23 protein-coding genes are annotated in these 25,861 nt (G+C 47.4%); 3 read left to right on the plus strand and 20 right to left on the minus strand.

The features are described from left to right. Positions 1-172 precede the first annotated feature (172 nt). The 9 genes from DXB18_RS08460 to DXB18_RS08500 all read right to left on the minus strand — a co-directional run bounded on the left by DXB18_RS08460 (position 173) and on the right by DXB18_RS08500 (position 13,496). The gene (locus DXB18_RS08460) at positions 173-1,024 is read right to left on the minus strand and encodes a DUF11 domain-containing protein (protein WP_118707217.1); all 852 of its coding nucleotides are present in this window, start codon (positions 1,022-1,024) and stop codon (positions 173-175) included. Between the two features lie 248 nt (positions 1,025-1,272). Beyond that, positions 1,273-2,616, minus strand: coding sequence for a GntP family permease (locus DXB18_RS08465; protein WP_118542499.1), 1,344 nt, complete (start codon positions 2,614-2,616; stop codon positions 1,273-1,275). 87 nt (positions 2,617-2,703) lie between these two features. Then, positions 2,704-3,870 carry a sugar diacid recognition domain-containing protein gene (locus DXB18_RS08470; RefSeq protein WP_118542772.1) on the minus strand — a complete coding sequence of 389 codons (1,167 nt, stop codon included), beginning with the start codon at positions 3,868-3,870 and terminating at the stop codon, positions 2,704-2,706. A gap of 74 nt (positions 3,871-3,944) precedes the next feature. Then, positions 3,945-4,748, minus strand: a complete 804-nt coding sequence (locus DXB18_RS08475) for an MBL fold metallo-hydrolase (protein WP_118707301.1) — start codon at positions 4,746-4,748, stop codon at positions 3,945-3,947. Between the two features lie 339 nt (positions 4,749-5,087). After that, positions 5,088-6,281: a Wadjet anti-phage system protein JetD domain-containing protein gene (locus DXB18_RS08480; RefSeq protein ID WP_118707219.1), complete on the minus strand. Its 1,194-nt coding sequence runs from the start codon at positions 6,279-6,281 to the stop codon at positions 5,088-5,090. Beyond that, positions 6,271-9,654, minus strand: a complete 3,384-nt coding sequence (locus DXB18_RS08485) for an SbcC/MukB-like Walker B domain-containing protein (protein WP_118707221.1) — start codon at positions 9,652-9,654, stop codon at positions 6,271-6,273. The genes DXB18_RS08480 and DXB18_RS08485 overlap by 11 nt, the downstream gene beginning before the upstream one ends. Next, positions 9,635-10,252 (minus strand): DUF4194 domain-containing protein, encoded by a 618-nt coding sequence (locus DXB18_RS08490; RefSeq protein WP_118542505.1) that lies wholly within the window; start codon positions 10,250-10,252, stop codon positions 9,635-9,637. The genes DXB18_RS08485 and DXB18_RS08490 overlap by 20 nt, the downstream gene beginning before the upstream one ends. Next, positions 10,245-11,633 (minus strand): Wadjet anti-phage system protein JetA family protein, encoded by a 1,389-nt coding sequence (locus tag DXB18_RS08495; RefSeq protein WP_118542507.1) that lies wholly within the window; start codon positions 11,631-11,633, stop codon positions 10,245-10,247. The genes DXB18_RS08490 and DXB18_RS08495 overlap by 8 nt, the downstream gene beginning before the upstream one ends. 279 nt (positions 11,634-11,912) lie before the next feature. Next, positions 11,913-13,496 carry a glucose-6-phosphate isomerase gene (locus tag DXB18_RS08500; protein ID WP_347560872.1) on the minus strand — a complete coding sequence of 528 codons (1,584 nt, stop codon included), beginning with the start codon at positions 13,494-13,496 and terminating at the stop codon, positions 11,913-11,915. Between the two features lie 343 nt (positions 13,497-13,839). Between DXB18_RS08500 and DXB18_RS08505 the strand changes: the two genes are divergently transcribed. Beyond that, on the plus strand, positions 13,840-14,460 hold the full coding sequence (locus DXB18_RS08505) for a metal-dependent hydrolase (protein WP_182430520.1): 621 nt from the start codon (positions 13,840-13,842) through the stop codon (positions 14,458-14,460). A gap of 49 nt (positions 14,461-14,509) precedes the next feature. After that, positions 14,510-14,851, plus strand: a complete 342-nt coding sequence (locus DXB18_RS08510) for a Uma2 family endonuclease (RefSeq protein WP_347560875.1) — start codon at positions 14,510-14,512, stop codon at positions 14,849-14,851. A 144-nt stretch (positions 14,852-14,995) separates the two neighbouring features. On the opposite strand, the gene DXB18_RS08515 is transcribed toward DXB18_RS08510, so the two are convergent. From DXB18_RS08515 to yqeC, 8 genes are all read right to left on the minus strand, one after another. Next, entirely contained in the window at positions 14,996-16,006 is a 1,011-nt protein-coding gene (locus DXB18_RS08515) for a GGGtGRT protein (RefSeq protein WP_118707229.1), read from the minus strand. An 18-nt stretch (positions 16,007-16,024) separates the two neighbouring features. Beyond that, positions 16,025-16,717, minus strand: coding sequence for a hypothetical protein (locus DXB18_RS08520; RefSeq protein ID WP_118530060.1), 693 nt, complete (start codon positions 16,715-16,717; stop codon positions 16,025-16,027). Positions 16,718-17,046: 329 nt separating this feature from the next. Next, the gene (gltA, locus tag DXB18_RS08525) at positions 17,047-18,435 is read right to left on the minus strand and encodes an NADPH-dependent glutamate synthase (RefSeq protein ID WP_118543439.1); all 1,389 of its coding nucleotides are present in this window, start codon (positions 18,433-18,435) and stop codon (positions 17,047-17,049) included. A 150-nt stretch (positions 18,436-18,585) separates the two neighbouring features. After that, positions 18,586-19,470, minus strand: coding sequence for a sulfide/dihydroorotate dehydrogenase-like FAD/NAD-binding protein (locus DXB18_RS08530; RefSeq protein ID WP_118543437.1), 885 nt, complete (start codon positions 19,468-19,470; stop codon positions 18,586-18,588). Between the two features lie 145 nt (positions 19,471-19,615). After that, the gene (locus DXB18_RS08535; RefSeq protein WP_118543436.1) at positions 19,616-20,104 is read right to left on the minus strand and encodes a dihydrofolate reductase; all 489 of its coding nucleotides are present in this window, start codon (positions 20,102-20,104) and stop codon (positions 19,616-19,618) included. After that, the gene (locus DXB18_RS08540; RefSeq protein ID WP_118543435.1) at positions 20,105-20,734 is read right to left on the minus strand and encodes a hypothetical protein; all 630 of its coding nucleotides are present in this window, start codon (positions 20,732-20,734) and stop codon (positions 20,105-20,107) included. 22 nt (positions 20,735-20,756) lie between these two features. Then, positions 20,757-22,205 carry a selenium-dependent molybdenum cofactor biosynthesis protein YqeB gene (gene yqeB / locus DXB18_RS08545; protein WP_118707231.1) on the minus strand — a complete coding sequence of 483 codons (1,449 nt, stop codon included), beginning with the start codon at positions 22,203-22,205 and terminating at the stop codon, positions 20,757-20,759. A 72-nt stretch (positions 22,206-22,277) separates the two neighbouring features. Beyond that, the gene (gene yqeC / locus DXB18_RS08550; protein WP_118707233.1) at positions 22,278-23,183 is read right to left on the minus strand and encodes a selenium cofactor biosynthesis protein YqeC; all 906 of its coding nucleotides are present in this window, start codon (positions 23,181-23,183) and stop codon (positions 22,278-22,280) included. Positions 23,184-23,341: 158 nt separating this feature from the next. On the opposite strand from yqeC, the gene DXB18_RS08555 reads away from it, so the two are divergent. Beyond that, positions 23,342-23,905 (plus strand): hypothetical protein, encoded by a 564-nt coding sequence (locus tag DXB18_RS08555; RefSeq protein ID WP_347560873.1) that lies wholly within the window; start codon positions 23,342-23,344, stop codon positions 23,903-23,905. A gap of 12 nt (positions 23,906-23,917) precedes the next feature. Here DXB18_RS08555 and DXB18_RS08560 read toward each other — a convergent pair whose 3' ends face one another. The 3 genes from DXB18_RS08560 to DXB18_RS08570 all read right to left on the minus strand — a co-directional run bounded on the left by DXB18_RS08560 (position 23,918) and on the right by DXB18_RS08570 (position 25,855). After that, positions 23,918-25,294 (minus strand): MATE family efflux transporter, encoded by a 1,377-nt coding sequence (locus tag DXB18_RS08560; protein ID WP_118543432.1) that lies wholly within the window; start codon positions 25,292-25,294, stop codon positions 23,918-23,920. Positions 25,295-25,372: 78 nt separating this feature from the next. Further along, positions 25,373-25,624, minus strand: a complete 252-nt coding sequence (locus DXB18_RS08565; RefSeq protein WP_118707237.1) for a DUF4321 domain-containing protein — start codon at positions 25,622-25,624, stop codon at positions 25,373-25,375. Between the two features lie 39 nt (positions 25,625-25,663). Next, entirely contained in the window at positions 25,664-25,855 is a 192-nt protein-coding gene (locus DXB18_RS08570) for a DUF6472 family protein (RefSeq protein ID WP_118543430.1), read from the minus strand. Positions 25,856-25,861 lie beyond the last annotated feature (6 nt).

Below are 25,861 nucleotides of genomic sequence, written 5' to 3' on the forward strand. Positions count from 1 at the left end.
GTGAAAATGGAGGAAGTCAGACTCGTACACGCCCGGACCTTCTAATCGACTTACTGTGCGATATTGTTTGATATGCTGAAAATTCCGGAAGCCAGACTCATACACGCCCTATTTCAATGGCAGAGCAGCGGTCTCCAAAACCATCGATGGGGATTTGAGACTTTTATCCTAGCTAGATTGTTCCTGTCACGATTAAAGTGCTGACGCCAGGGTTGGTGCTCCACTCTCCTGTTTCCGAATTTTGGGTGTAGGTGGCTGCCGGTACGGTCACTTCACCCAGTACGGTAGTAAACATACCTGTTGTTTCATCATAGGTGTAATTTGTAGGAGCAGTCCATGCAGTTCCGTTAAAGGTGACAGTCAGATTTCTCAAAACCGGGTCAAAGGTATCGGTTACAGAAACTTCGGTTGTGGAATCTGCCGGGACATTTCCGGTGTTCTGGATGACGAAAGTATAAGTCAGTCTGCCGCATTCTGTGACCGGAACCGGGCTGACGGATTTTGTGATGGAAAGGACCGGCTCTGCCACAGCAGAAACAGTTTCCGATGCGGTAATTCCGCTGACACAGGTTCCCGATACTGTCACAACATTCGTGATTTCTGCTTCAAGCTGCAGCGGCGCGTACGCATTCAGCCGTGTCTCATACACAATCGTGGCATTGCCGCCTGCCGGTACATTCACTCCGGTAATCGTAAGCGGCGGCCCCGCTTCTACGGTCGGTGCTGTCTGGAGCACGCCATTTTGATAATAACGGATCGTTCCCGCACTATAATCCAACGGAGTACGCGTCGTTGCCCCAAAGGCATAACTTCCAAGATCATCTGACAGGGTAAGACCTGTATATTCTGCAGTGCCGGCATTGACAATGCTGATGATATACGTCACGGTTCCTCCCTGCCGGTACGTTTCTTTTACTGCGGTTTTGGTAACCGTCAGTACTTCCTGAATCTCTCCCACGGTAATATTTGAATTGGTTATTTCATTGCCATAACGCAGCTGCGCCTGATTCGTAAAAAATGCCATATGCTGTTGTCTCCTTTTTGTGTGGTTACACTATAACATATGACAGAACCGGAACACTGGTGCAGGGCTTGTATCATACACAGGACTACTGCTTGACACCTGGTCTGTCAACAGAAGCTTTCTGCAGATACACCGCTACGGATACCTGAAAACATGCGCCGCCGGACGCACACACAGATGCCCCGCGGACTTTGTCATCCGCGGGGCATCCCTATTTGTCTCAAATTGCTTTCATTTTATGAATAAGATCAGTGTACAAAAATCAGGGACAGGATAAATACCACAATGATCGTGGTAATACCCATGACGGCAGTCATACCGGTCTGGCACTTATAAGCATCCTGCGTATCCATATCCGAGAACTGGGATACTACCCAGAAGTAGGAATCGTTTGCGTGGGATACGGTCATAGAACCTGCTCCGATGGCCATGATAACCAGAACCTTGGCTAACGGAGATGTGAAACCGAGTGCCGGCATCATCGGTGCGATCATGGCAGAGGTCGTGATCATGGCTACCGTAGAAGCGCCCATTGCTGTCTTTAAGAGTGCTGCAATGATGAATGGCAGGAATACACCCACACCAAGTCCCAATAATGATGCGCTTAAAGCGTCTGCGATCGGCAGTTTCTGAAGAATGGCACCAAAGGAACCACCTGCACCGGTGATAGCCAGAATGCCTGCAGAGTTGGTAACACCTTCGGTGATCCACTTCAGGGAATTCTGTTTTTCTTCCTTCGGAATCAGAGTCATAGCCAGGAATACTCCAAAGATCAGTGCGATAACCGGGTTACCAATAAAGGAGAAGAAGGCTTTCACTGCGCCATCCCCAAACGGTGCACTCGGGAAATCACCGACGGATTTTAATGCGATCAGAATGATCGGCAGCAGAATTGGGGAAAAGCTGTGCAGGGCACCTGGAAGTTTTCCATATTTTTCCACAAGTTCTTCTACCGTGTACTCCGGATTTGCCGGAATATCGATCTTGCTGGATACCTTATTTGCGTAAATCAGAGCAGAAGCCACAGCCGGAATGGAGATGATCAGACCAACCAGGATCGTCAGTCCAAGATCGGCTTCCAGGGTACCTGCCATAGCGATTGGGCCCGGGGTCGGCGGCACCAGACAATGCGTTGCATATAAGCCGCCGGAAAGTGCGGTAGCCATAACTGCCAGGGAAACATTGCTCTGGCTTGCCAGTGCTCTGGAAATCGGGCTTAAGATAACAAAACCAGAATCGCAGAATACCGGGATACCGGTAATGTAACCGGTAATACCCATGGTCAAAACACTCTTTTCTTTTCCGACAATCTTCAAAATGGTGTTCGCCATGGTAAGGGCTGCACCAGTCTTTTCCAGAATGGTACCAATAATGGTTCCGGCCAGAATGACGATACCTATGCTGGCAAGGATATTTCCGAAACCACTCTTAACCGTACTGATCACATCTTCTGTTGGAATTCCGCAAATCAAGCCTACCAGAACTGCAATCACTGTCAGTACCAAAAATGGATGCATGTTAAACTTGGATATCGCAATGACCATGCATACAACCGCTAAAAATATTACGCCAAAAATAAATAATCCTGACATAAACAATACCTCCTTCTCGCGTTCCGCGATCCATTCTCAAACTTTCATATCGTAACTGACCAGTATCTCCCCCAGTTACATCATATCTTATATTCCCGGATCTTTTTCTGATTCCAGGAACATCCGGTATTCGAGAAGCATCCGAATAAAGAATTCCCGCACAAAAGCAGTGTCCGTTTCCATCTCCAGTGTCTGATAAAGCTGCTTCATACGATACAACAGTGTATTCTTATGTACATGCAGCTCTTCTGCCGCCTTTGCAACGCTTCCCGCGCACTCATAATATGTCTGTGCAGTGTGAAGCAACTGCTCCGCCTGATTGGTTCCATACTGGATTTCCAGTTTTTCAAACATTTCTTCTGCGGTTCTTCCACCTTCCTGCATGAGCAGATTTCCAAACAGATACTGCATTTTGCAGGAATGTTCTTCCAGATTCCGGATTTTCCCTCCTTTCCTCTTTTTTAACATAGATACTTCTCTCATACCGTCTGAAACTTCTTTTATCGTTCTGCACGGACTGCTGACTGTCACATTCCAGGCATCCTCCGCTTTGATCTCATCGAGCAGGCGCTCCAGGCGTTTGTGCATCTCCTGCCTGTCGTAATTTCCACCAAGCAGGATCACGTAATCTTCATTTTGAATGCCAAATACGTCCCGTTTCCGGTCCAGAATATTCTTCCAGATCAGATTCTGGATCAGCTGGGAATAATCCTGCAAATGCTTCATGTGACGTCCGATTGCGGATTCATGAAGAAGAATGACACGGATTGGAAAATCCAGCTGCAAATTCAGCATTCCACAGAGATTTTCAATCATCTCTTTCTGGCTGCTGCCTCCAAATAATAAAAGCCGCAAAAGCTGATTGCGAAGTTCCGCCTCCAGATTCTGCTTTTGCGTCATCTGCAGCTGGGAAAAGCTTTGGGTCACATAGACACGAAGCAGATTTGCAATGCTTTGCACCTCTTCCTCACATCCAAAGATTCCCACCACACCAATGATCCTGTCGTTCAGAAATATCGGCATGTTGTAACCTTCTTTGGTACCCGGATAACGATACAGATCTTCTTTTTTGATCAGGACCGGTTTTCCTGTCTCCAGAACTTCTGCCGCACCCTGATGAAAATCTCCGATCCGGTGTTTTTCCGTAGAAGCAATGATAACGCCCTTCTGGTCCATGATATTGATCGTGCGCTGACCCACCAGCAACGAGGTAGCTTCTACAAAATCCTGCGCCAGCTTTGCAAATTCATTCATGCTTCTTCCCCCACTTCCCCCGCATATTTCCAGAATCAGCACAACCTTTCCGAAAATCAGCCGAACCCTTTTTCCTACAGGTAAATGCAGTCTCCGGCACCAAGATAACAATGTTTCAGTTCTGCTTCCTGACTCATGATTGTCTGAAGCTCTTCTCCCGAGCAATGATTAAATCCGATGAGACCAACCCCCATCTGCTTCATTTTGTCCAGCGTAATGCGGATCCGTTTCTCGTCTGCTTCTACCAGATGCGTTCCTCCGAAAACTGCACGGATTGGTTTTCCAAAACGTTCCTGTACCGTTGTCAGAATGTTCAAAATTCCAGGGTGACTGCATCCGACGATAACAGTCTGCCCCTCCGTTCCATCCAGCACCAGACAGATTTCATCGGAGAAATCATCCTTTTCCCATTTGTCATTCTTGCGCAGTACAAACCGGTCAGAAATTTGTTCAAACTCATAACGTCTTTCGAAGTTGCCAACCAGATAGCATCCCGGTTCCAATTCCAGATAACCATCGCAGTACCGGTGTTCCAGATTTCGTTCGTTCAGCCAGGCTTCATCAAAACCGCAGCCAAGATACGTTGCTTTCAGACCATCCAAAGCGTACTTTTCTGCCAAATACCCTTTCGCTGTATACAATGGACAGGAAAGTCCATGTCTGACAAATTCCGGATATCCGCCTGCATGGTCATAATGTCCGTGACTCCCCACCGCATAAGATATGTCCTTCAGACCAATATTCAGTTTAGCAGCATTGTCACAAGCAGATTTTCCAGCGCCAAAATCAAACAAAATCTTAGTTTTTTCCGTTTCGACTAAAAAAGAAAGTCCATGTTCCGCAGTCAGAGCTTTGTGTTCTCCCCGTTTATTGTCCATAATTGTCGTCACTTTCACCATCTCACCCCCTTATATTCTCAGTTTCATTGTATAAAATAGTATATCACGTTTCTCCAACTATGGCATTGTGATGTATCACAATTATCTGACTTATTTTTTGCTTTTGTTCTATGGCAGCAATGCAAAAAGAAGTTTCTCCTGTTCATGGTTTGTTCATAAAATCGTTACAAACATTCCATATCCAGGAAAAACTTCTTTCACATTTTCTCGATATACTTACATCATCAAATGAAGCTGCCAACTACAATTTGATAAAATTTTTTCATAATCGCCGGTGGGTTTAAAACTCACCGGCTCCTCCCTTTTTATGGGGATTTTTTATTTGTGTTTTCTAACCAGAAAACATTCCTGTTCAATTCCCATTTTTCCTTTGATGATGCGGTCTATCAGCTCTTCCATAAGAGGTTCTGTCCCCCTCATGTTTTCCAACTTTTTCAATGTTTCCGGTTTTATTTTATACCCATATTGCAAGTAACGGTCATACCAGTCTTCATCCATCTGAAGCGGGTGGACCCAAGGACAGATATGTTCGCGGATGTGCCGGAAAATGCGGATGCCGCCGTAATCCAAGTCTCCGGTATGGTAAAATTCCACATCCGGAATTTTTCCAATCAGCTGTCTTAAAAAAGTGCATTCCAACGGAGAAAAAAAGCCATGAGAAAAAACGATCAATGTGTCCGTTTCATATGGCATGGAAACAAAATTTGCTTTATTCTCCACGGTAATAATCTTTCGGATACTCTGGTCCGGTAAAATCCGGGCATAACGGAGTGTGTCGGTTGTTAACACTGTTCCATAAACCTGGTCTCCATAATCGATTTCTTTTCCTTCTAATTCAATCTTTAGATTCCCTTTTATTGCCAATTGCTGCGCATAATCCTCCAGATATACCAAAGATAAAATTTCCCGCTCACTCATGGCATCATCTGCCTCAGGGTGATATCGGGATAATACAGAAACCACCCGGCTTTTGAGTTTTTCTTCGAAAATCTTGCTTCCGCCAAGCACAGCAATGCTGAACACGCGCTGGTAAAGTGGCTCCTTCTGTTTCTCCAACGCATTCAGACAATCGAAAAGCATTACACCGTATTTATCCTGATCTGCCGGCGTCTTTCCCTGATCCAGGGATGCTTCCAGCTCCTGATAATACTGTCTCAGCCAGTCCGTCTCAGCCTGCTGCATCAGGGAACACAGTGTCTGCTTCTCTTCCTGCAGCCGCTTCCACTTGGGAACAAGGCCAAGCAGCTCATAAAACTGCCCGGTCTTTTCCCTCCGGTAGGTAATCTTTTCAATATCATTTCCATATTCGATCCATTTGATTTTAATAAGACCGTCTTGCTCCAATTCCTTTGCTTCCTGCAAAAGATCAGACTTTCCAGCCCGGTCAAAATCCTCCTGCTGGATTTTCAGGCTCCGGTTTCCCGATGCGCCTTCCTGCCAGTCTTTGCTGCTGCCTTCGATCTTATCCACGATCCTGCGGACCAGATAGCCCGGTTCTTGCCTAGTCTTCATCGTCTTCCTCTGAAATTTCCGGTTTTAACTGTTCAAATTCCGGTTTCTCAAATTCCTGGATGGAAATTGCCTTCTTATTCGGGTTTGCGAATACAAAAATCTTATCGACCGTCTCCAGATAGTTCTGGATCTTGTCGTTGGTCGCACTGATCAGAGCCTGGAAACCCAGTCCGCGGATCAGCTTGATACAGCTCGCCACTTTTTCTGCATCCATCTTGGAAAAAGCCTCATCCAGCACTACCAGGCGGATCGTCGGATTTCGTCTAAGTCCCGGCTTCAGATCAATCTTATAAGCCTGGGCAAAGCTTGCCAGAAGCGCTACATAGAGCGGGTTCTGACCCTCACCTCCGGAGTTTTTGCGGATCATCTTGCTTAAACGGATCTTGATGGTTTCATCCTCATTCTGGATCAGCTGCTGCATATCAAACGAGAGATACGTCCGGTAATCTGCGTATTTCTCCATGTTGCGCTTTGCCTCTTCCATCTCATCCGGGGTTGCGTGCTCCGGCGGGATAAAGATGTTGATCAAGTCATTGATCATGGCACCGTAATGGCTTTCGTGCTCCATGGTAAACAGATTCAGCTGGTTATCCAGACCAATATCCAGATCCGACGGATTGACTTCCAGTGCATCATCCATGAACATGTCATAATATTTGCCGTCATCGCCTTTATTCTTTCCAATATAGAACTGGTAACGGTCTTTACCGAAGTCAAGACGGCTGATGATGCGGTTTAACTCGTCTTTACGCTGCAATGCCTCTTTGATGGCACTGCGGATCTTGTACATGAAATCATCTTTAAAATGCTCAACAGCTGCTTTGGCCTGTTCCGCGGCACGCTTCCGGTATTCCTCCAGGCGGTCACAGGCAAGGTTATCAAGCAGCTTCTGGTATTCCTCATTGCTCTCAGAACCCAGGGAGAAATTCCGCTGCGGATAAGTGCGCAGATAAATGCTCCGGATATCCTGAAGCTTTTGCATTTCTTCTGTCTGCTTTTCCGTTTCCATTTCAGCCTGTGCCTGATAATCGTTACGCATCTGGTCATAACGGATTCTTGCACCGCTTTCTTCCTTCTCTGTCAGCACTGCCTGAAGCTTTGTTTCATACTCTGGACATTCTTTTAAGGTTCTCTCTTTCTCGATAACAATTTCATTGAGCTGGAGCAAAATTTTATTCTCTGACTCACAGTTTTCCTGAAGCCGGACGGACTGACGTTCTTTTTCGCGCAGCAGTGCTTTCCGACTATCGCGCAAATTGTCAAGTGCTGTGCGTTCTTCTACCCAGGCAGCAACATTCTGGCTCTTTAACTGTTCCAGCCGTTCCCGCAGATCTTTCTGTTCTTCCTGCTTTTTCAGATAAGATGCCTTATCCTTCTGCCAGCCAAGATAAACATCCAGTTCCTGACCAAGTGCCTCATGTCCAAGCACGCGTTCCCCATCTGTTAAAAGTGTCTGCAGCGGTTCGAGCTCCTGCTTCATGGTTCCCATGGATTCTTCCAGAATCCTGATTCTCTGGCGAACACTCTTCTTTCCGATGTATGCCGATTTGGTGTAAAGATCCGGGTTAATGTGCTGGATCCGGTAACTGTGGTACAGAACGCATTCTTTGGTAATGCCGATGCGGTGACTGCGCAGTTCGTCCATACTTTCACACTTGATCACCTTGCCGAGCTGGAAATTGATATAGGCCTGGGCATAATCACGACTCGCTTCCACCTCTTCTGCCAGTGCCCCATCCTGGACCGTCTGCTCATCTGCCATCACACGCTCGGTATCAAGAACTGCAACCCGGTAATATTTCTTTGGGTCCAGCTCTTTATAGATTTCCATTGCCGTTTTGGCATACTTCGATTCTACGGTCAATAGCAGTTTGTTGTTACCAAGATAGCCCTCGATTGCATTGCGCCATGCATCATCCCGCACCTCTAACAGGTCCGCAAGAACCTCCACGTCTACACTTTTTCCAGTTTTCAAAAACAGCTGTGTTTTCAGGATCTCGCGCACTGCCTCTAATTCCTTCGGGTAGGCTTTATTTCCGGCTTTTAACTGCGCCACTTCTTCCTGTGCCTTTTGCAGTTCCCGATTCAGCTCCCGGATCTGGCTGCGAGCCTCCTGCATCTGGCGTTCTGTTTCCTTTCGCATCTGGGCAAGGTCATCCCGCAGACGTTTTAGCGCTTCTTCGCTGATATCTCCTTTATCGAATGCCTCAATATCCCAGAGAGTCCGGTTTGAAGTAATCTCCTCATCATCCCAGGCATGAAGCTTTTCAGCAGTCTGCTTCCAACGGGCCTGGCTGCTTCCAAGGTGCTCTACCAGCTCATTTACAGCTTTTAGCTGGCTTTTTAATTCTTCATAACCACTGCTTGAAATCTTGCGAAGCAATTCCTCACTCTGCGCGGTCATATCCTGAATTTCCGTCTCCAGTCCGGCAATTTCCTGGTTGGCCTTTTCATAGTCTGCTTTCATGTTCTGGATCTTTTCCTGGCTTTCCCGGATCCGCCTGCGGTCGTTTAAGATATCCAGCCTCTGTGCAAAATATCCGCACATTTCTTTCTTCGTCCGCACTGCAGCCATTGCTTCATGCTGTGTACAGATTTTCTTCAGACTCTCAATTTCCCGGCAGGTATCTTCGATCCGGTGACGCAGGCGTCCATACTCTGTCACGCTCTGCTGCATGTCTTCGATGTGGATATTCTGCTCCACGCAGATATATTCCTTCACGAAGTCTTCCAGCTTAATGTTCATGCGGAACGGAATGGCACGCTTAAACAAGAGCGGGAACTTTTCCGCATCCAGACCGCCTAAATAAATATCGTAAAGCTGTTTGCGGAAGCGTTCATTGTGCGAGCCGAAATAGCAGTCTTCTTTCGAAAAATTCGATAACAGCCAGTTTTTCACCTCATCGATGGACATGGTGCGGTCGGACTTGCGGTACTCATGGTCCGGCATCGGTCCCTTATGCCAGAAAAACATACGGCTGATCTCATTCGTAGCGGTTTCTACATCAAAGACCACACCCACACACTGGCAGACCCCGGTATCTGTCTGACGCAGTTCCAACACAATGGTACTGGAAAAATTCTGATTCCGTAAGTAAGAAAAACTATTGTCATCGCCAATGTTGATCATGCCGCGCAGATACTCGATCAGGCTTCGGTCTGAATCATCCGCTGCGGCCTTATTGAAAAATCCGCGCCCATCGGTATTCGCATACAGCACGATCTGCATGGCATCGATCACGGTAGATTTTCCGCTTCCGGAATGACCGGTAAAAAAATTAATCCCGTCATCAAAGGACAGGGTTCTGTGTTTTATGTAATGCCAGTTGTTCAGGCAGATCCTGGACAGGGCTTCAAATCTCTGGTTCTCCATCTTCCTCTTCTCCTTCGCGGAATGTTTCAAGCAGCGCACGGACATCATCTCCCATCAAAATGACATTGATGGTCGGATATACCACCAGACGGCTGAAGCCGTCCAGCTCTTCCAGAACATCAAGCGGCTCTACCACCTGGTACTTTTTCAGCATGGCCAGACTTCTCCGGATTTCCGACACCGACGGCTGCTTTTTTAATAACCGGTAAGTTCCAAGCTTTTCGTGGATTTCGCTTAAGGTCGTTATGACATTCACCGAGGTAGAGACCGATGACATCTGCTCGTCGTAGATCAGCTTTAAGATCAGCACATAAAGCGTAGCCAGCTTCGGCAGTTTTTCACCCACCACCTGCTCACCGCGAATGTAGATCAGTCCCATCTGGCTGTTTTCCACTACCTCGATCCCCATAATGGAGAAATACTTCTGGATGAATTCCAGATGCTGGTTGCACTGATAAAATTCCGGGTTCGTCTGATAACGCTTTGTTTTCCGGTCATAGGTCCGCTCCAGCAAAAAGGTCTGCCGGTATAACAGACGGATGCTCTCCGAAACCTGCTCCTGCTCCGAGCTGGAAAGTGCCTCAAAATAATCAATCATTCTTTCTATCCTTTCTTACAAATACCAGCCCTGGGTAACGGTAGCCTGCATGCTCCACCATCGGTACCTCCTGATCCAGGACGCGGTACGGACTGTCCTTGCGTACCGAATCATCGTAGGCAAGCACCAGCTTCTCAAAGTCCTCTAGGGAAGATACGGTGTCACTGGTTACTGTAAATGTTCCATTCACCATCTGATCCAGAACAAAGGAACGGATCTGTTTCCGGCTGTAACGGTTCTTCATGCGATTTAACTGCAGAATTTCATCCTTAGACAGCTCCACGATCTCCTCCTCCGGCTGTAACTCTGCCGTAAAATCCTGACGGGATTTTCTGCGCTTATATAATGACCGGTCTGAGATGATAGTAAACTGGGAAAAATTCATCTTAGAGGCCGTAAGGGCAAGTTTTTCATCGAAGGTTTCATCCGGCAAACCAGACAATTCATTTAAGATCTGGATCACCAGCCCCTTCATGTTGTCCTCCTGGTTCAGGAGGTAATTGAGCCTGGTCACGGTAGCACGGATGTATTTGGTATGTTCCGTATCCATATTTAAAATGCGGTGCTCGATATCGTCAAATCCACGGTCGATCAGATCCAGCTGGCTGATAATGTCTTCTGGCGTGATATCCAGCCCGCGCAGCTGCTTATTGCGCACACAGACTGTCTCCAGCCAGGAAGCATCCTGCCGCATCTGGACCAGCCATTTTTTAATGTCAGTCTTATACAGATAAAAGTTATCGGAGGTTTTTAAAATATGATACTTTTTTTGCACGATTTCCTGCACATATCCGTCCAGATGCTCCTTTAAAAGGTCCCCGTAATTTTTCTGTTCCAGAAGGCTGGAGAAGAAACGATCCATGTTGTGGAGCATATCCTGCAGAGTCTTATTGAGTTTTCTTGTATTAACCAGAGCAGTCTTCAAAAGAGAAATGTTGCACCTGGGGTCATTCTTGAATGCGAACAGAATCGCGTAGACATTCTGGATGTAGACCTGGCTGTCATCCTCATCTTCCCCCGCCAGATGCGTAAACGCATCCACAAACACAGCGGCATAATCCGGAATAACAATGTTCACTGTCATATTGTGGTAATCATCCACCTTCCTGAGCCACCCCGCCTTTAACAGCCAGTTTAAAATACGGGTGGAAAGCGGCTCCAGCATATCCAGTTCGTCTTCCAGTTCATCCTGCACCATTACCACGCGGGTCTTCGCGAAATAATCGCTCAGGGTCTGAATACAGATTTCCCGGCTTAAAAAGTAGTTGCTGTACTGGTATTCGTCATTGATCTGCAAAAGTGCATCAATATAAACCTGCCGGTTTCTGGAACGGAACAGGCCCCAGAACGAATCCGGTATTTCTAAAAACTGATTTGCCATAGTAATTGATTCCTTATTTATTTGTCGCAATTCACAGTCAGTAATTTCACGAAGACTGACTGTGGTTTGTTTCTGTTTGTAATTCATCTCACTATTTATAGAGAATAGGAGAATCCTTGCTACCGTTTGTCGAAAAATGCTGCTGCCCAGGTCATGCCTGCTGCAGCAGCATCTATTACTTCTCCATGATAAACAAACTTTTATTTATCCTATCGTTGTATCTGAGATTTTGTTCCTGTTCACGCACGGTGCCAACAGCAACTTTTTTCAAAACAATCCTTAAATTTCTAACAGATCACTGAATGCCTTCAATGCTCCATCGGTTTCATGAGCCAGAACACGTTTTGCAAGGACCTTACCAAGCTGTACGCCCTCCTGGTCAAAACTGTTTACATTCCATAAAAAGCCCTGGAACATTACCTTATTCTCGAAGTGTGCAAGCAGGGCACCGAGAGCGCCCGGATTTACCTGCTCACCGATGATGATGCTGGATGGACGTCCGCCCTCAAAGTTTTTATTGCGGTTTTCATCGGCCTTGCCGCATGCAAACGCCATGATCTGTGCTGCCACGTTTGCGCAAAGCTTCTGCTGGCTGGTGCTGCCCTGAATGACAACATCGGTATCCATCTGGTTTTTCTTAAATCCAACAAACTGCAGCGGAACAATGTCGGTTCCCTGATGCAGCAGCTGGTAGAAAGAATGCTGACCGTTGGTTCCAGGCTCACCAAAGATCACCGGTCCGGTCACATAGTTTACCGGCTCACCAAAACGGTTTACGGACTTACCATTGGACTCCATGTCAAGCTGCTGCAGATGTGCCGGGAAGCGGCTCAGTGCCTGAGAGTACGGAAGCACTGCCGTACAAGGATAACCAAGCACGTTGCGCTCGTATACGCCGATCAGCGCATCTAACATCGCTGCATTCTTGGTTACATCCGTCTCTGCCGCCAGCTTGTCCGCCTCTGCCGCGCCCTCTAAGAACTGAGCGAATACCTCTGGGCCGAAAGCCAGGGAAAGAACTGCACCGCCGACTGCGGAAGTAGAGGAATAACGGCCACCAATATAATCGTCCATAAAGAATGCAGCCAGATAATCGCTGCTCTTCGCAAGCGGGGAAGTCTCACTGGTCACTGCGATCATATGCTTTGACGCATCCAGACCTGCATTCTTTAACGCGTCCTTTACGAAGGATTCGTTCGTTAAAGTTTCAAGGGTTGTACCGGACTTGGAAACCAGCACGAAAATGGAATGTGCAACATCCACTCCATGTAAAACTGCTGCTGCATCATCTGGGTCTACATTGCTGATGAATTTCGCTTCCATCTTGAAGGTGCCATTCTTCTTTGCCCAGTTTTCCAGAGCCAGATACATCGCTCTCGGTCCAAGGTCACTTCCACCGATACCGATCTGAACAACCGTGGTAAACTTTTCTCCTGCCGCATTGGTGATCTCACCGCTGTGAACCTTGTTTGCAAACTCAGCAATGCGCTCCTGCTGCTCTTTATAGAAGGTACGCTTGTCCACACCATCTGCAGTGACTGCGTCGCCAAGCTGTCCACGGGTTAAGTGATGAAGTACCAGACGTTTCTCACCGGTATTGATCACCTCACCATTGTAAAGTGCCTTAAACTTCTCCGCCAGCTGAGCCTCAGCAGCCAGCTTTTTTAATGCCTCCAGCACATTGTCATCGACCTGCTTTGCTGCATAGTGATAAGCAAGTCCCTCTGCCATTGGCACACTGTATTTTTTCACACGCTCTGCGCCGTTATCTCCGGTCATAGCCTCCGCAAGGTTTACGCGGGATGCTTTTTCCAGTTCCTGATAGGAAGTAAGAGTGTCCAGGTTGTTCCAGGTAATCATCATGATTCCTCCTTCAATACATTATACTGATCTTCAGGCGATAATTTTCTGTCAATCATCATAATTATACTATTGAATACGGGGAATTTCAAGAGATTTCAAGGAGACGCAGTACAATTACAATACAATAATTTACTGTCCACTGGCAGAAATTTTCTGAACTGATGATACAGTTCTGACTGCAGATTTTGCCAATGATTCGCTTGAAAATTTTCTTTTCTGTGATATACTGTAAGTTCCTGAATTTTTAATAAAACTCCGAAAGTTTTCCTTTCCAGCAGCAAAATATGACAGCCAGGTAAGACAAAACAAGATGAGACACAATCACACAAAGGAAGAGAAAACCATGTTAGGAAAAACACATATGGCAGTTGGAGTTGCCGCATCCATGCTGCTTTTTCAACCAAATACATTACCAGAACTAATTTTTGGAGCCGGGGCAGCGGCAATCGGTTCCGTAATCAGTGATATCGACTGCGGTTCCTCGGAAAGCAGCCGCAGAGCAGACAAAATTATATTTGCAGCAGAAACGATCGTGATCGGAATTGCTGCTGTCGAAGCGCACTGGCATATCGGTCTCTATCAGAAGCTTATGAGCAACAGTTCTGTCAGCCGCATCATCTTAGCATGTGCTGCATTTCTTTCCATATGCGCCTATGGAAAGAAAACACCGCACCGTTCTTTTATGCATTCATTTCTGGCAGGCGGACTCCTTTCCAGTTCCGTAGCCGTATTTCTTCCAATGCTGGTACCTTACTTTGGAGCCGCATTTCTATCCCATCTGGCCCTGGATCTGCTAAACCACAAAGGAGAACAGCTTTTTTACCCTCACCGGAAACGGTTTAGTCTCGGAATCTGCACTGCGTCCGGACTGATCAATAAGGTATTTCTTCTTTGCGGCTCAGTCGTGTCGGCAGGGGTGATATTAAAGCTTTTGACTGGTATGGTGATTGCGGCGCACAGGTAGTGCTGTAAAGCCAGCTTCATTAGCAGTCGCCATTGACCAGCCCTTCTTATTGCTCAATGTCTCGTTATTTTCTTTTCATTTTTATGGTAGATTCTACGATATGGCACCACCAAGCCGGATTCATCAGAAACTGGTCTCTAAATTGACTTCTATCATTGATCAATACATTTCAGATCACCACGGCTCTTGTGAAGTCTATCCTGCTCCATTTGCTGTCAATCTCGACGCTGATGACAAAGATTGGGTGGAACCGGATATTTCTGTGATCTGCGATCCGAACAAGCTGACTGATCGCGGATGTTCCGGAGCTCCAGTGATCTACTCCTTTACACAGGATATTCCGGTCGAAATCTATCCGGGACTGACAATCAAAATCAATGATTTACTGTAACTGCGTGAAATTTCTGTAGACACCACGTAGACATGATCAAATTTATACTCGCTTTTTCTTGTTTTTCACTAGGCGCGTTAAGAAAAGGGACTTTCAGAGCAATCTCTGAAAGTCCCTTTTCACTTTATTTTAAGCCATTTTCAATTAGAATTTACCAGCGGTAGCTGCTTCCTCGATGGCAACTGCAACAGCAACGGTCATGCCGACCATCGGGTTGTTACCAGCGCCGATCAGACCCATCATCTCAACGTGAGCAGGCACGGAAGAAGAACCTGCGAACTGTGCATCGGAATGCATACGGCCAAGGGTATCAGTCATACCGTAGGAAGCCGGGCCTGCTGCCATGTTGTCCGGATGCAGGGTACGTCCGGTACCACCACCAGAAGCTACGGAGAAGTACTTCTTGCCTGCTTCCAGTCTCTCCTTCTTGTAGGTACCTGCTACCGGATGCTGGAAACGGGTCGGGTTGGTAGAGTTACCGGTGATGGAAACGTCTACGTTCTCTTTCCACATGATTGCAACACCTTCCGGAACGCTGTTTGCGCCGTAGCAGTTTACTTTTGCACGAAGACCTTCGGAGTAGGATTTACGGAATACTTCCTTAACCTCGTTGGTGTATGGGTTGTACTCAGTCTCGATGTAGGTGAAGCCGTTGATACGTGCGATGATCTGAGCTGCATCTTTTCCAAGACCGTTTAAGATAACGCGAAGCGGTTTCTGACGAACTTTATTTGCTTTCTCAGCAATACCGATTGCACCCTCTGCTGCTGCGAAGGACTCGTGGCCTGCCAGGAATGCGAAGCACTCGGTCTCCTCTTCCAGAAGCATCTTGCCCAGGTTACCATGGCCAAGACCTACTTTACGGGTATCTGCAACGGAACCCGGGATACAGAATGCCTGAAGGCCCTCGCCGATTGCTGCTGCTGCCTCAGATGCTTTTCTGCATCCTTTCTTGATTGCGATTGCTGCGCCTACGGTGTAAGCCCATTTTGCGTTCTCGAAGCAGATTGGCTGAATGCCCTCGATCATTTTGTATACGTCAAGACCTGCGTCTTTGGTGATCTTCTCTGCCTCTTCAATGGAAGCGATGCCATAGCTGTTTAATGCTTCATTGATCTGTTTGATACGTCTCTCATATGATTCAAATAATGCCATGATTATAGTCCTCCTTCTTTACGCCTGTCTCGGGTCGATGATCTTAACTGCATCAGCAACACGACCATACTGACCTTTTGCCTTTTCCCAAGCGGTGTTCGGATCGTCACCTTTCTTGATGAAGTCAGTCATCTTGCCAAGGCTTACGAACTGATAACCAATGATCTGATCGTCTGCATCCAGAGCGATACCGGTTACATAGCCCTCAGCCATCTCCAGGTAACGAGGACCTTTCTTTAAGGTTCCGTACATGGTACCAACCTGGGAACGAAGACCTTTACCTAAGTCCTCCAGGCCAGCGCCGATCGGCAGACCATCCTCAGAGAATGCACTCTGGGTTCTGCCGTATGCGATCTGTAAGAACAGCTCTCTCATAGCGGTGTTGATTGCGTCACATACCAGGTCGGTGTTCAGAGCTTCCAGAACAGTTAAGCCAGGAAGAATCTCAGCTGCCATTGCAGCGGAGTGGGTCATACCGGAGCATCCGATGGTCTCTACCAAAGCCTCCTGGATAATACCCTCTTTTACGTTCAGGGTCAGCTTGCAGGCACCCTGCTGCGGAGCACACCAGCCCACACCATGGGTCAAACCGGAAATATCGGAAACCTGTTTGGACTGTACCCATTTTGCTTCTTCCGGGATCGGAGCAGCGCCATGATGAACGCCCTGTGCAACTGTGCACATCTCTTCTACTTCATGTGAATAAATCATGTTAAAACTCCTTTCAACTATGTAATGTCCTGAAAGTACGTGCTAGACGATGTTTCCAAAAATCTGCTGCTGCCCTGTACCCGGCAGCTCTGTGAGATTGTCAAAAACATCACACCATACTTGATGATATTTTCTCATAAAAGTGACAAATAGTCCAGTATTTTTTTGTAGAAATTTGATGAGAGAATCACCCAACTTTTATCCAGTCTGCCATTTTTTTGCAGAATACATGCAAAGCGTTCCCATCTCCGCACAAAAAGGGCATGGAAAAAACAATTTTTTCACATGCCCCTGTCTTTGCTATCCTATACGCCACAGAATTTCTATTTTTATTTGTTGCTTAAATACTCGTGAATGCCCTTTGCACCGTGCTTTCCTGCTTCCATAGCCAGGATTACGGTTGCTGCGCCGGTTACAGCATCGCCGCCTGCGAATACACCCTCACGGGAGGTCTGTCCGTTTGCAGCTTCCGCCACGATACATTTACGCTTGTTGATCTCAAGTCCTTCGGTGGTGGAGGAAATGAGCGGGTTCGGGGAGGTACCAAGAGACATGATGACGGTATCAACGTCCATCACATACTCGGAACCCGGGATTTCTACCGGGCGGCGTCTTCCGGATGCATCTGGCTCGCCAAGCTCCATTTTCACAACCTTGATGCCCTTTACCCAGTCGTTCTCATCGGTCAGAATCTCTACCGGGTTGGTCAGCAGGTCGAAAATAACGCCCTCTTCTTTTGCATGGTGTACTTCCTCTACACGCGCCGGAAGCTCTGCCTCGCTGCGGCGGTATACGATATGTACCTCAGCGCCGAGACGCAGTGCGGTTCTTGCAGCATCCATGGCTACGTTTCCGCCGCCGACAACGGCTACTTTCTTGCCTGCAACGATCGGGGTATCATAATCCTCACGGAATGCTTTCATCAGGTTGTTTCTGGTTAAGTACTCATTTGCGGAGAATACGCCGTTTGCGTTCTCGCCTGGGATACCCATGAATTTCGGAAGACCTGCACCAGAACCAATGAAGACTGCCTCAAAGCCCTCTTCATCCATCAGCTCGTCGATGGTAACGGACTTACCGATGATGACATCAGTCTCGATCTTAACGCCCAGCTTCTTTACGTTTTCAATCTCAGAGCGGACAACCGTCTCTTTCGGGAGACGGAACTCCGGAATACCATAGGTCAATACTCCGCCCGGCTCATGAAGTGCCTCGAAGATCGTAACATCATAGCCAAGCTTTGCCAGATCCCCTGCACAGGTCAGACCTGCAGGACCGGAGCCAACAACTGCAACCTTCTTGCCGTTCTTTACGTCAGATGCTTTCGGAACGAAGCCGTTCTCTCTGGACCAGTCTGCCACGAAACGCTCCAGCTTACCGATGGAGATCGGCTCGCCCTTGATGCCGCGGATGCACTGTCCCTCACACTGGCTTTCCTGCGGGCATACACGGCCGCAGACTGCCGGAAGTGCAGAAGACTCAGCGATGACATTCGCTGCAGCCTCGAAGTTTCCAGCCTCTACTTCTTTGATGAATCCAGGAATGTTGATGGAAACCGGGCAGCCGCCCATGCACTTTGCGTTGTTCTTACACTTTAAGCATCTGGAAGCTTCTTCCATCGCCTCTTCTTTGTTATATCCATAGCACACTTCCTCAAAGTTGGTAGCGCGCACTTTTGCGTCCTGCTCTCTGACAGGAGTTTTCTTTAATACGTCCATTTCTTATCCTCCGATCGCAGACAGCTTTTTGCTGCCTTGCCTAATGAATCCGAATCTGCTTTGGCCTGTCCGCAGCTGTTTGCAGACTTTTTCGTCACTGTTTGCGCAACGCGTGAACAGTATCTTATTCCGGCTTTCAGCGTTTTTCTATTAGCCGTTGCACTGTCCGCAGCCGCCATGATGGGTGTCACCCTCGACAGCCTTTAACATCGCTCTGCCCTCTTCGGTCTTGTACATCTGCTGACGCTTCATCGCCTCGTCAAAGTTCACGAGATGACCGTCAAACTCCGGTCCGTCTACACATGCGAACTTCACCTCATCACCTACGGTTAAGCGGCATGCTCCGCACATACCGGTTCCGTCTACCATGATCGGGTTCATGCTGACGATGGTCGGGATATTCAGTTCTTTGGTCAGTTTGCATACGAATTTCATCATGATCATCGGTCCGATGGCTACGCATACATCGTACTGCTTGCCCTGGTTCTCTACCAGGTCTTTGATCACTTCGGTTACCATGCCCTTGCGCACATAGGAACCGTCATCGGTGGTAATGTAAAGATTTCCAGCCTGCTCCTTCATCATGTCTTCCAGGATCAGAAGATCTTTGTTCTTTGCACCTACGATTACATCGACATCGATGCCGTGCTGCTTCATCCACTTTACCTGCGGATAAACCGGTGCGGTACCAACGCCGCCTGCAACGAATAAGTATTTGCGTTTCTTTACCTCTTCCAAATCTTCCTTGACAAACTCAGACGGCTGACCAAGCGGTCCGACAAAGTCCTGGAATGCATCGCCTGCTTTTAACTCAGACATTTTTAAGGTAGATGCACCTACGATCTGGAACACGATGGTAACGGTGCCCTTCTCGCGGTCGAAATCGCAAATGGTAAGCGGGATACGCTCTCCCTTCTCATCCATTTTTACAATGACAAATTCTCCCGGCTGACAGGATCTTGCCACTCTCGGAGCTTCCACATCCATCAGGAAAATCTTCTCCGCAAGCTTTTCTGCTTTTAAAATCTTATACATTTCCTTCCTCCTGTTTTGCAATCTGCAAATTCTGTATGCCATCCATGAATATAACTTATTTTCAGACGTGCTAAAAGTATTTTAGCACGTCTGGTTTTGAATAGCAATACATTATTGTTAATAACATAACATATATTATACAGATTTATTTCCTTTTGTACAGTCGATATTCGTAACAAAGGTCAAAATATGTCTGTTCGTCGCTCTCCTCCGCCAGTTCCCACGAATTATCCTGATCTAAGTTCGGGAAGTGCGTGTCTGCCGCATAAGCAAAGTCAATCCAGGTGATCTGCGCTTCCTCGCAAAAAGGCAGGAACTGACGGTAAATGCTTTCTCCACCGATGATATAAACATCGTCAGAATGATACGCTGTAAGCAGGTCCTGCACTTCCTCAAGGCTATGACAGACCGTTGCCCCTTTTACCTGATATGCCGGATCTGTGCTCAGCACAATGTTGGTCCGGCCATAAAGCGGCTGTCCGCCAGGCAGGCTTTCCAGGGTTTTGCGCCCCATCACGATGACCTTTCCGAGTGTCTGATCCCGGAACATTTTCTGATCCTGGGGAATGGATACAAGGAGCTGCCCCTTATTTCCGATCGCCCAGTTTTTATCTACCGCTGCAATCAGTTTCACTTAAGCCTCCTCTTCCTCTGCCAGGATCAGTTCTTTTGCGTAAGGCAGTGTCCTGATCCAGTCACAGAAGGTGTGCCATTCATCCAGTTTATGGTTCTTTCTGGCAAAATAAATGTTGATCAGTGTCTCATAGTTTAAAGTGCAGGTCCGCATCTGGTTATAGCTGGACGGCAGAAGCTGGATCATATCATACCAGTACGCCTTGTCCTTTGTTTCCACATACTTTAAACGGATGGTTTCCAGATGATCCACGATGGTCTGCATATAGGCTTCACTCTCCGGTGTCAGATGATCGTGGCTGAAATCATCCAGTTCGAATGGCTTGCTGTGGATCTTATGCATGGTGCTGGTCGAGTTTGCTACTGTGGCCACTTTATAAGTATCGTACTCTTTCCACCAGTACATCGGTGCCGTAATATCTACCGAAACGAACACCTGACGAATATATTTGCGATGGTCGCTTCCGGCACGGCGCAGACGCTTTGCCAAGCCCAGATCATTTGGTCCCAGCACATAATTTCCGTCTTCGTCATAGAAGCTGTCCATCCGATCCCAGCTGTTCATGGGATTGCGTGCCCCACGCATGGCATTTTCCAGATTCATGACGCTGGTACGTTCTAATTTAATCATTCTCTATTCCTTCCTTATGGTTTCAACTCAATCGTTCTTGATTATAACAAAGCTGGGATTTCTCGTCAACATCTGCCAGTTCCCGGCTGTTATTTGCCGGGCAGCGGATCACGTCTTCCAGATGAACCAGAAGGATCCTCTTACCACCCACATCTCCCGTCAGCTTTAACAATTCATTCCGGTACTCCGGTGCAAACAAGACCGGATTTCCGTCTTGTTCTTGCCACGTCACACAGGCAATGCCTTTTCTGTTTTTGCGAAACGCGGATACCAGCCCCTTTATCGTTTCCCCTGTCAGCCACGGCTGGTCGCAGACCGAGAAACAGACTGCATAATGTTCCGGAATCTGCTCCAGCGCAAGATGGATGGAATGCGAAATTCCAAGAATGCTTTCGGTATTTTTCACTGCCTCAAACCCGTCCTGTTTCAGATCTTGTAAAATTTCATCATACTGGCTGACTACGATTTTCTTTGCAAAACAGTCTGGCGTGACCATATTTACCTCGTCTGCCACATGACGGTACATCGGCTTATCTCCCACCATGGTAAGAAGCTTGTTGTCTCCATCCCCAAATCTCCGGCTGTCTCCTGCGGCAAGCAGCACCATGGCAACCGGCATATGCGCATAAGGCTGATACTGATGGTTCAAAATTGCCTCCAGCACACCGCCTCCGATTGCGGAGGCTTTGTCGGACACGGTAAAGCAATGCTTCACTTCACACCGCGGATCGACATCGCCAGATTTCATACCGGTCGTCACGTTCACTCCCTCATGCAATAATCCTCGTACCACACCGTCGATCTGAACCTTTACCGGTGTTTCATCCACATATCCGACAATGTCTCCAGCTTTCACTTCTGCGCCAATTTCGACGCATCCACGGAATGTTCCGTCTGCAGGTGCTTTGATCAGACGCTCCAGCCCGTATCCGCCGATCAGGCCCGGAATCCCGGTATTGGGAATGGCACTGCCAGACCAGATGCACCGCCCCAGGTAGTGCCCGCGCTTCGTCTCTACGACGCAGTGACAGTCCTCTCCGGCCGTAAATCCAGGACCTACTCCGATCACAAATGGTGCATCTGTCATGTGCGTTCCAAGATTTCGCTTTGCCAGAATGGCATCGACCAGCACATCCGGCTGAAACTCCCGGATACAGTCTGCATGCTCATCTACCATGACTGCGATATTTCCATTCCCGATTTCTTTTTCTGCCATGTCCACCGAATCACACAGCACTCCGGTGACATCTTCCACCTGCATCCGTCCCAGATACACAGCCGGAGAAAAAGCGACTGTGCGGCGCACCGTTGTCGGCACGGCAATCTCGGTCATAAGGATCTGGAATCCGGCACGGTAAAGGCGCAGCGCAATGCCGCTGGCCAGATCGCCGGAACCTTTGATCAGAACCCTCCTCATGCCTGCAGTTCTCGTCGTTTCTGCAGCCGTTTCTGTTTTTTTCATTGTATTCATCTTATTTCCTTCTCCTTGTATGATTCTTTCAAATTTGTGCAGGTCATGCACAGCCCCTCATAACACCTGTTTTTATTCTTCTTGCGCCATCCGTGTTGTCCGAATGCAGACTCTCTGCAGATTTTCCGGCAAAACAGCAACAATGGATTCGGAAAGCTTTTTCTCCGCTTCACCATCGGACTGGTTCAACAGGATTCGGTAATACCTGCCATCCAGACCTTTTCGGCTTCCACGCTCATCCATGAAAACCAGGGCGATATCTTCTGCTGTCACAATATCGGTTTCCTTTCGCTTCAGCCATGCTCCATGGGAAGCAAAACGGAAGCAGACATCCGCAAACGTTTTGCCTCCTGCTTTCAATCCGGCACATGCCACAACCATACCTGTCTGCGGGATCAAAACCGGCTCCGTTTCCGATGGAATTTTAAATGGCAGCCGCTTGGAACCATCTGCCTCGATCAGGATCACAGCAAAATGACTCAACAGACGTTTCATCACAGACTCATCTCCCAGGTCCTCTGGCATGGTAAGCTTTTCCTCCATTCCCGGTCCCTGCGCCTGTTTTCCCGCAACCAGGATTTTACCAACTGCTGCATGATTTTCTGATTCATGCCGTGTCATTTCTGTTTTTTTCAATTCCGACTCTGCGTCTGCTCCCAAATACCCAGATTTTTCCCCAGGAAGATCTGCAAGTTTTGAAACTACTTCCACTTTATACCGTTCCGGCTTGAAAATATGGGTACTGGTCGTGACCAGAACCCGCGCACCATTTGCTGCAAGTTCCCTTGCCAGATCATACATGGTGCTGGTCTTTCCGCCTGCCCCAACAAAAGAAATGACCCGCGGCATTGTTTCCCATTCTGAAAACCCAAATGCCGAAAGCAGGTTTTCCGTTTTTCTGAATTTTCCTGTTTCTGGCTCCCAGCGCTCTGCCATGACAGTATCTGCCATCTGGTCTGCCATCTGTTTTTGCTCCATTCTTGTTCTTTCTCCCCCAACGTGCTATACTAAATCCTGTTATGAAACGATTATATCATTTTCACGCTCTTTCAGACAGGACATATGACCGGATTTTATGTTTCTGCGGTCTTTTTCTTCTTCTGACAGAAGCGTACAAACAACTCTTTTTGTATTTTATGATTGATCACAGACATTACGACTGGTGGTATTTTCCCTTCCAGCTCTGCAGTCTGCCTATGTATCTGTGCCTGGTTTTGCCTTTTTTGAAAAAAGGGCCGAAAAAAACAGCCATCTGCACCTTTCTGCAGGATTTTAACCTGCTTGGCGGACTGGCTGCTTTAATCGTGTCAGAAGGTTTTCGCGGCATCCACTGGACCCTGACGCTGCACGGCTACGTATGGCATCTTCTTTTAGTATGCATCGGTATTTTTGTTTTTATCATTGGCCGCTCTGATTTAAGCTGGAAAGGATATGCCCGGACACTTCCGATCTTCTTTGCAAGCTGTGTGCTTGCTTTTTTGATCAATATTCTGGCTCCGGGTCATGGACAGGCCGATATGTTCTACATTTCTCCGTATTATCCCAGCACTCAGCCGATTTTTCATGAGATTGCTTTGCATATCGGCATTCTGCCTGCCAATTTTCTTTACCTGGTCACGATCTGCATCGGCGCTGCCTTACTGCACCTGATATTTCGCAGATTATCTCATTGGTTTCTGTCAAGAGCAGCCGGCGAGTAACTGGTCCTATGCTTACTGATTTTTTCGCTTTGCCGCCATCCTTCTGCGAATTACGATATAACAGATAATATGTGCGGTAAATGTGATGATCCAGCTGACCGGATACGAGATATAGAGTGTTGTCAGTGTCCGGTGCATGGCAAATATCGTAAAGATCCAGAACACCCGAAACAGGCAGGCACCGGTCAGCGACACAAACATAGGAATCACGGAATAACCGAGCCCTCTTAAACCGCCTACCATCGTATCCATGATTCCACACAGGAAATAAGTTCCGTTGATGATCCGCATGCGCATCATTCCATAAGAAATCACTTCCGGATCTGAGGAATAAATCTGCAGAAGTTTCGGTCCGATCATTACGGCTCCTCCGCCCATTACCACTCCTACCACGATCACTACCCCAAGGCAATACAACAGGATTTTTGTCACGCGTTTCATCTTTCCGGCACCATAGTTCTGACTGGTGAAACTAAGCGCAGTCTGGTAAACCGCATTCATGGCATTGTATACAAAGCCTTCTACATTTGCCGATGCAGTGCTTCCTGCCATCGCAATGGAACCAAACGAATTGATCGAAGACTGAATAAGTACATTCGATACGGAAAAAATTGCACCCTGGAAGCCAGCGGGCAGCCCGATCTTCATGATCAGTTTTACTTTCGATTCGGTCAGTTTCATTTTGCTGCGCGAAAGACGGTATGCAGCATCCGAATGCGCCAGGCACCGCACGATCAGCACTGCAGAAATACATTCTGAAACAACGGTTGCTGTCGCAACTCCTGCCACGCCCATCGATAAGGCAATCACAAAAAAGAGATTTAAAACCACATTGACCGCGCCTGCAAACAACAGAAAATAAAGCGGTCTTTTTGTATCCCCCACTGCCCTTAAAATCGCACTGCCAAAGTTATAGACCAGATTTGCCGGCATACCGATAAAATAAATCTTTAAATACAGGGCTGCAAGCATAAGCACATCGTCCGGTGTTCCCATCAGTGTCAGCATCGGACCAGAAAAGCACACCCCAACAAAAATCAGCAGGATTCCGCCTGCCAGGGCAATCATCATAGCCGTATGTACGGTTTCCTCCAGATCTTTGAACTTTTGTGCTCCGGAATACTGGGCCACCAACACATTGGCACCTATGGAAAGCCCTACAAACACATTGATCAGCAGATTGATCAGCGCTGTTGTCGAACCAACTGCTGCCAGAGACTCCCTTCCTGCAAAATGTCCCACCACAATAATATCTGCCGCATTGAACAACAGCTGCAGGATACCGGAAAGGATCAGCGGCACCGCAAATGTGATGATCTTTGGGAAAAGCGATCCGCTGCACATATCCATTTCATAGGTTTTCCCCGTCTTTTTTGCTTCCTCTTCCATCATTCTTCTCCAATTTTCTCATACAAACGGCATATACGCCACAGATGCCGCCTCAATATACAATATTGCAAATCCGTTTTACAGGTAACGGTAAATCAAAAGTGCGATCACTACACCAATGATACTGGCCATCGTAATGCGGATCGTCAGTCCAAAGGTAATCACCAGCACCCCGAGATTTAAAACCAACGGTGTATCCAACCCAAAGGATTGTCCGAAATTCATCCAGGAAAGCAGGCTGATGGACTTGGTTGCTTCCCCTAAAAAGCCACCAAGTACAATGCCAGCCAAAAGCAGCAAAAGTAAAATCCAGAAATTTTTGTTTTTCATTGTATGTCCCCCTTTATCCTATGTTCCAGGCAATCACGATCACATCTGTTTGCGCACGATCATATACTCATCTCCAAGGCGGTAATACGGGCAGTCATAAAACTTATCCTCCATAAAACGTGCCATCTCATCTTCGTCCAGATTCACCTCGCACACGTAACACTCGTAATCTTCATCATACTCATAATACATACAGCTTTCGCAGCTTCCCTGCTGTTTCTTTTTTTTCATATTTGT

Source organism: Clostridium sp. OM02-18AC (assembly GCF_003481825.1).
Classification (GTDB): Bacteria; Bacillota; Clostridia; order Lachnospirales; family Lachnospiraceae; genus Brotaphodocola.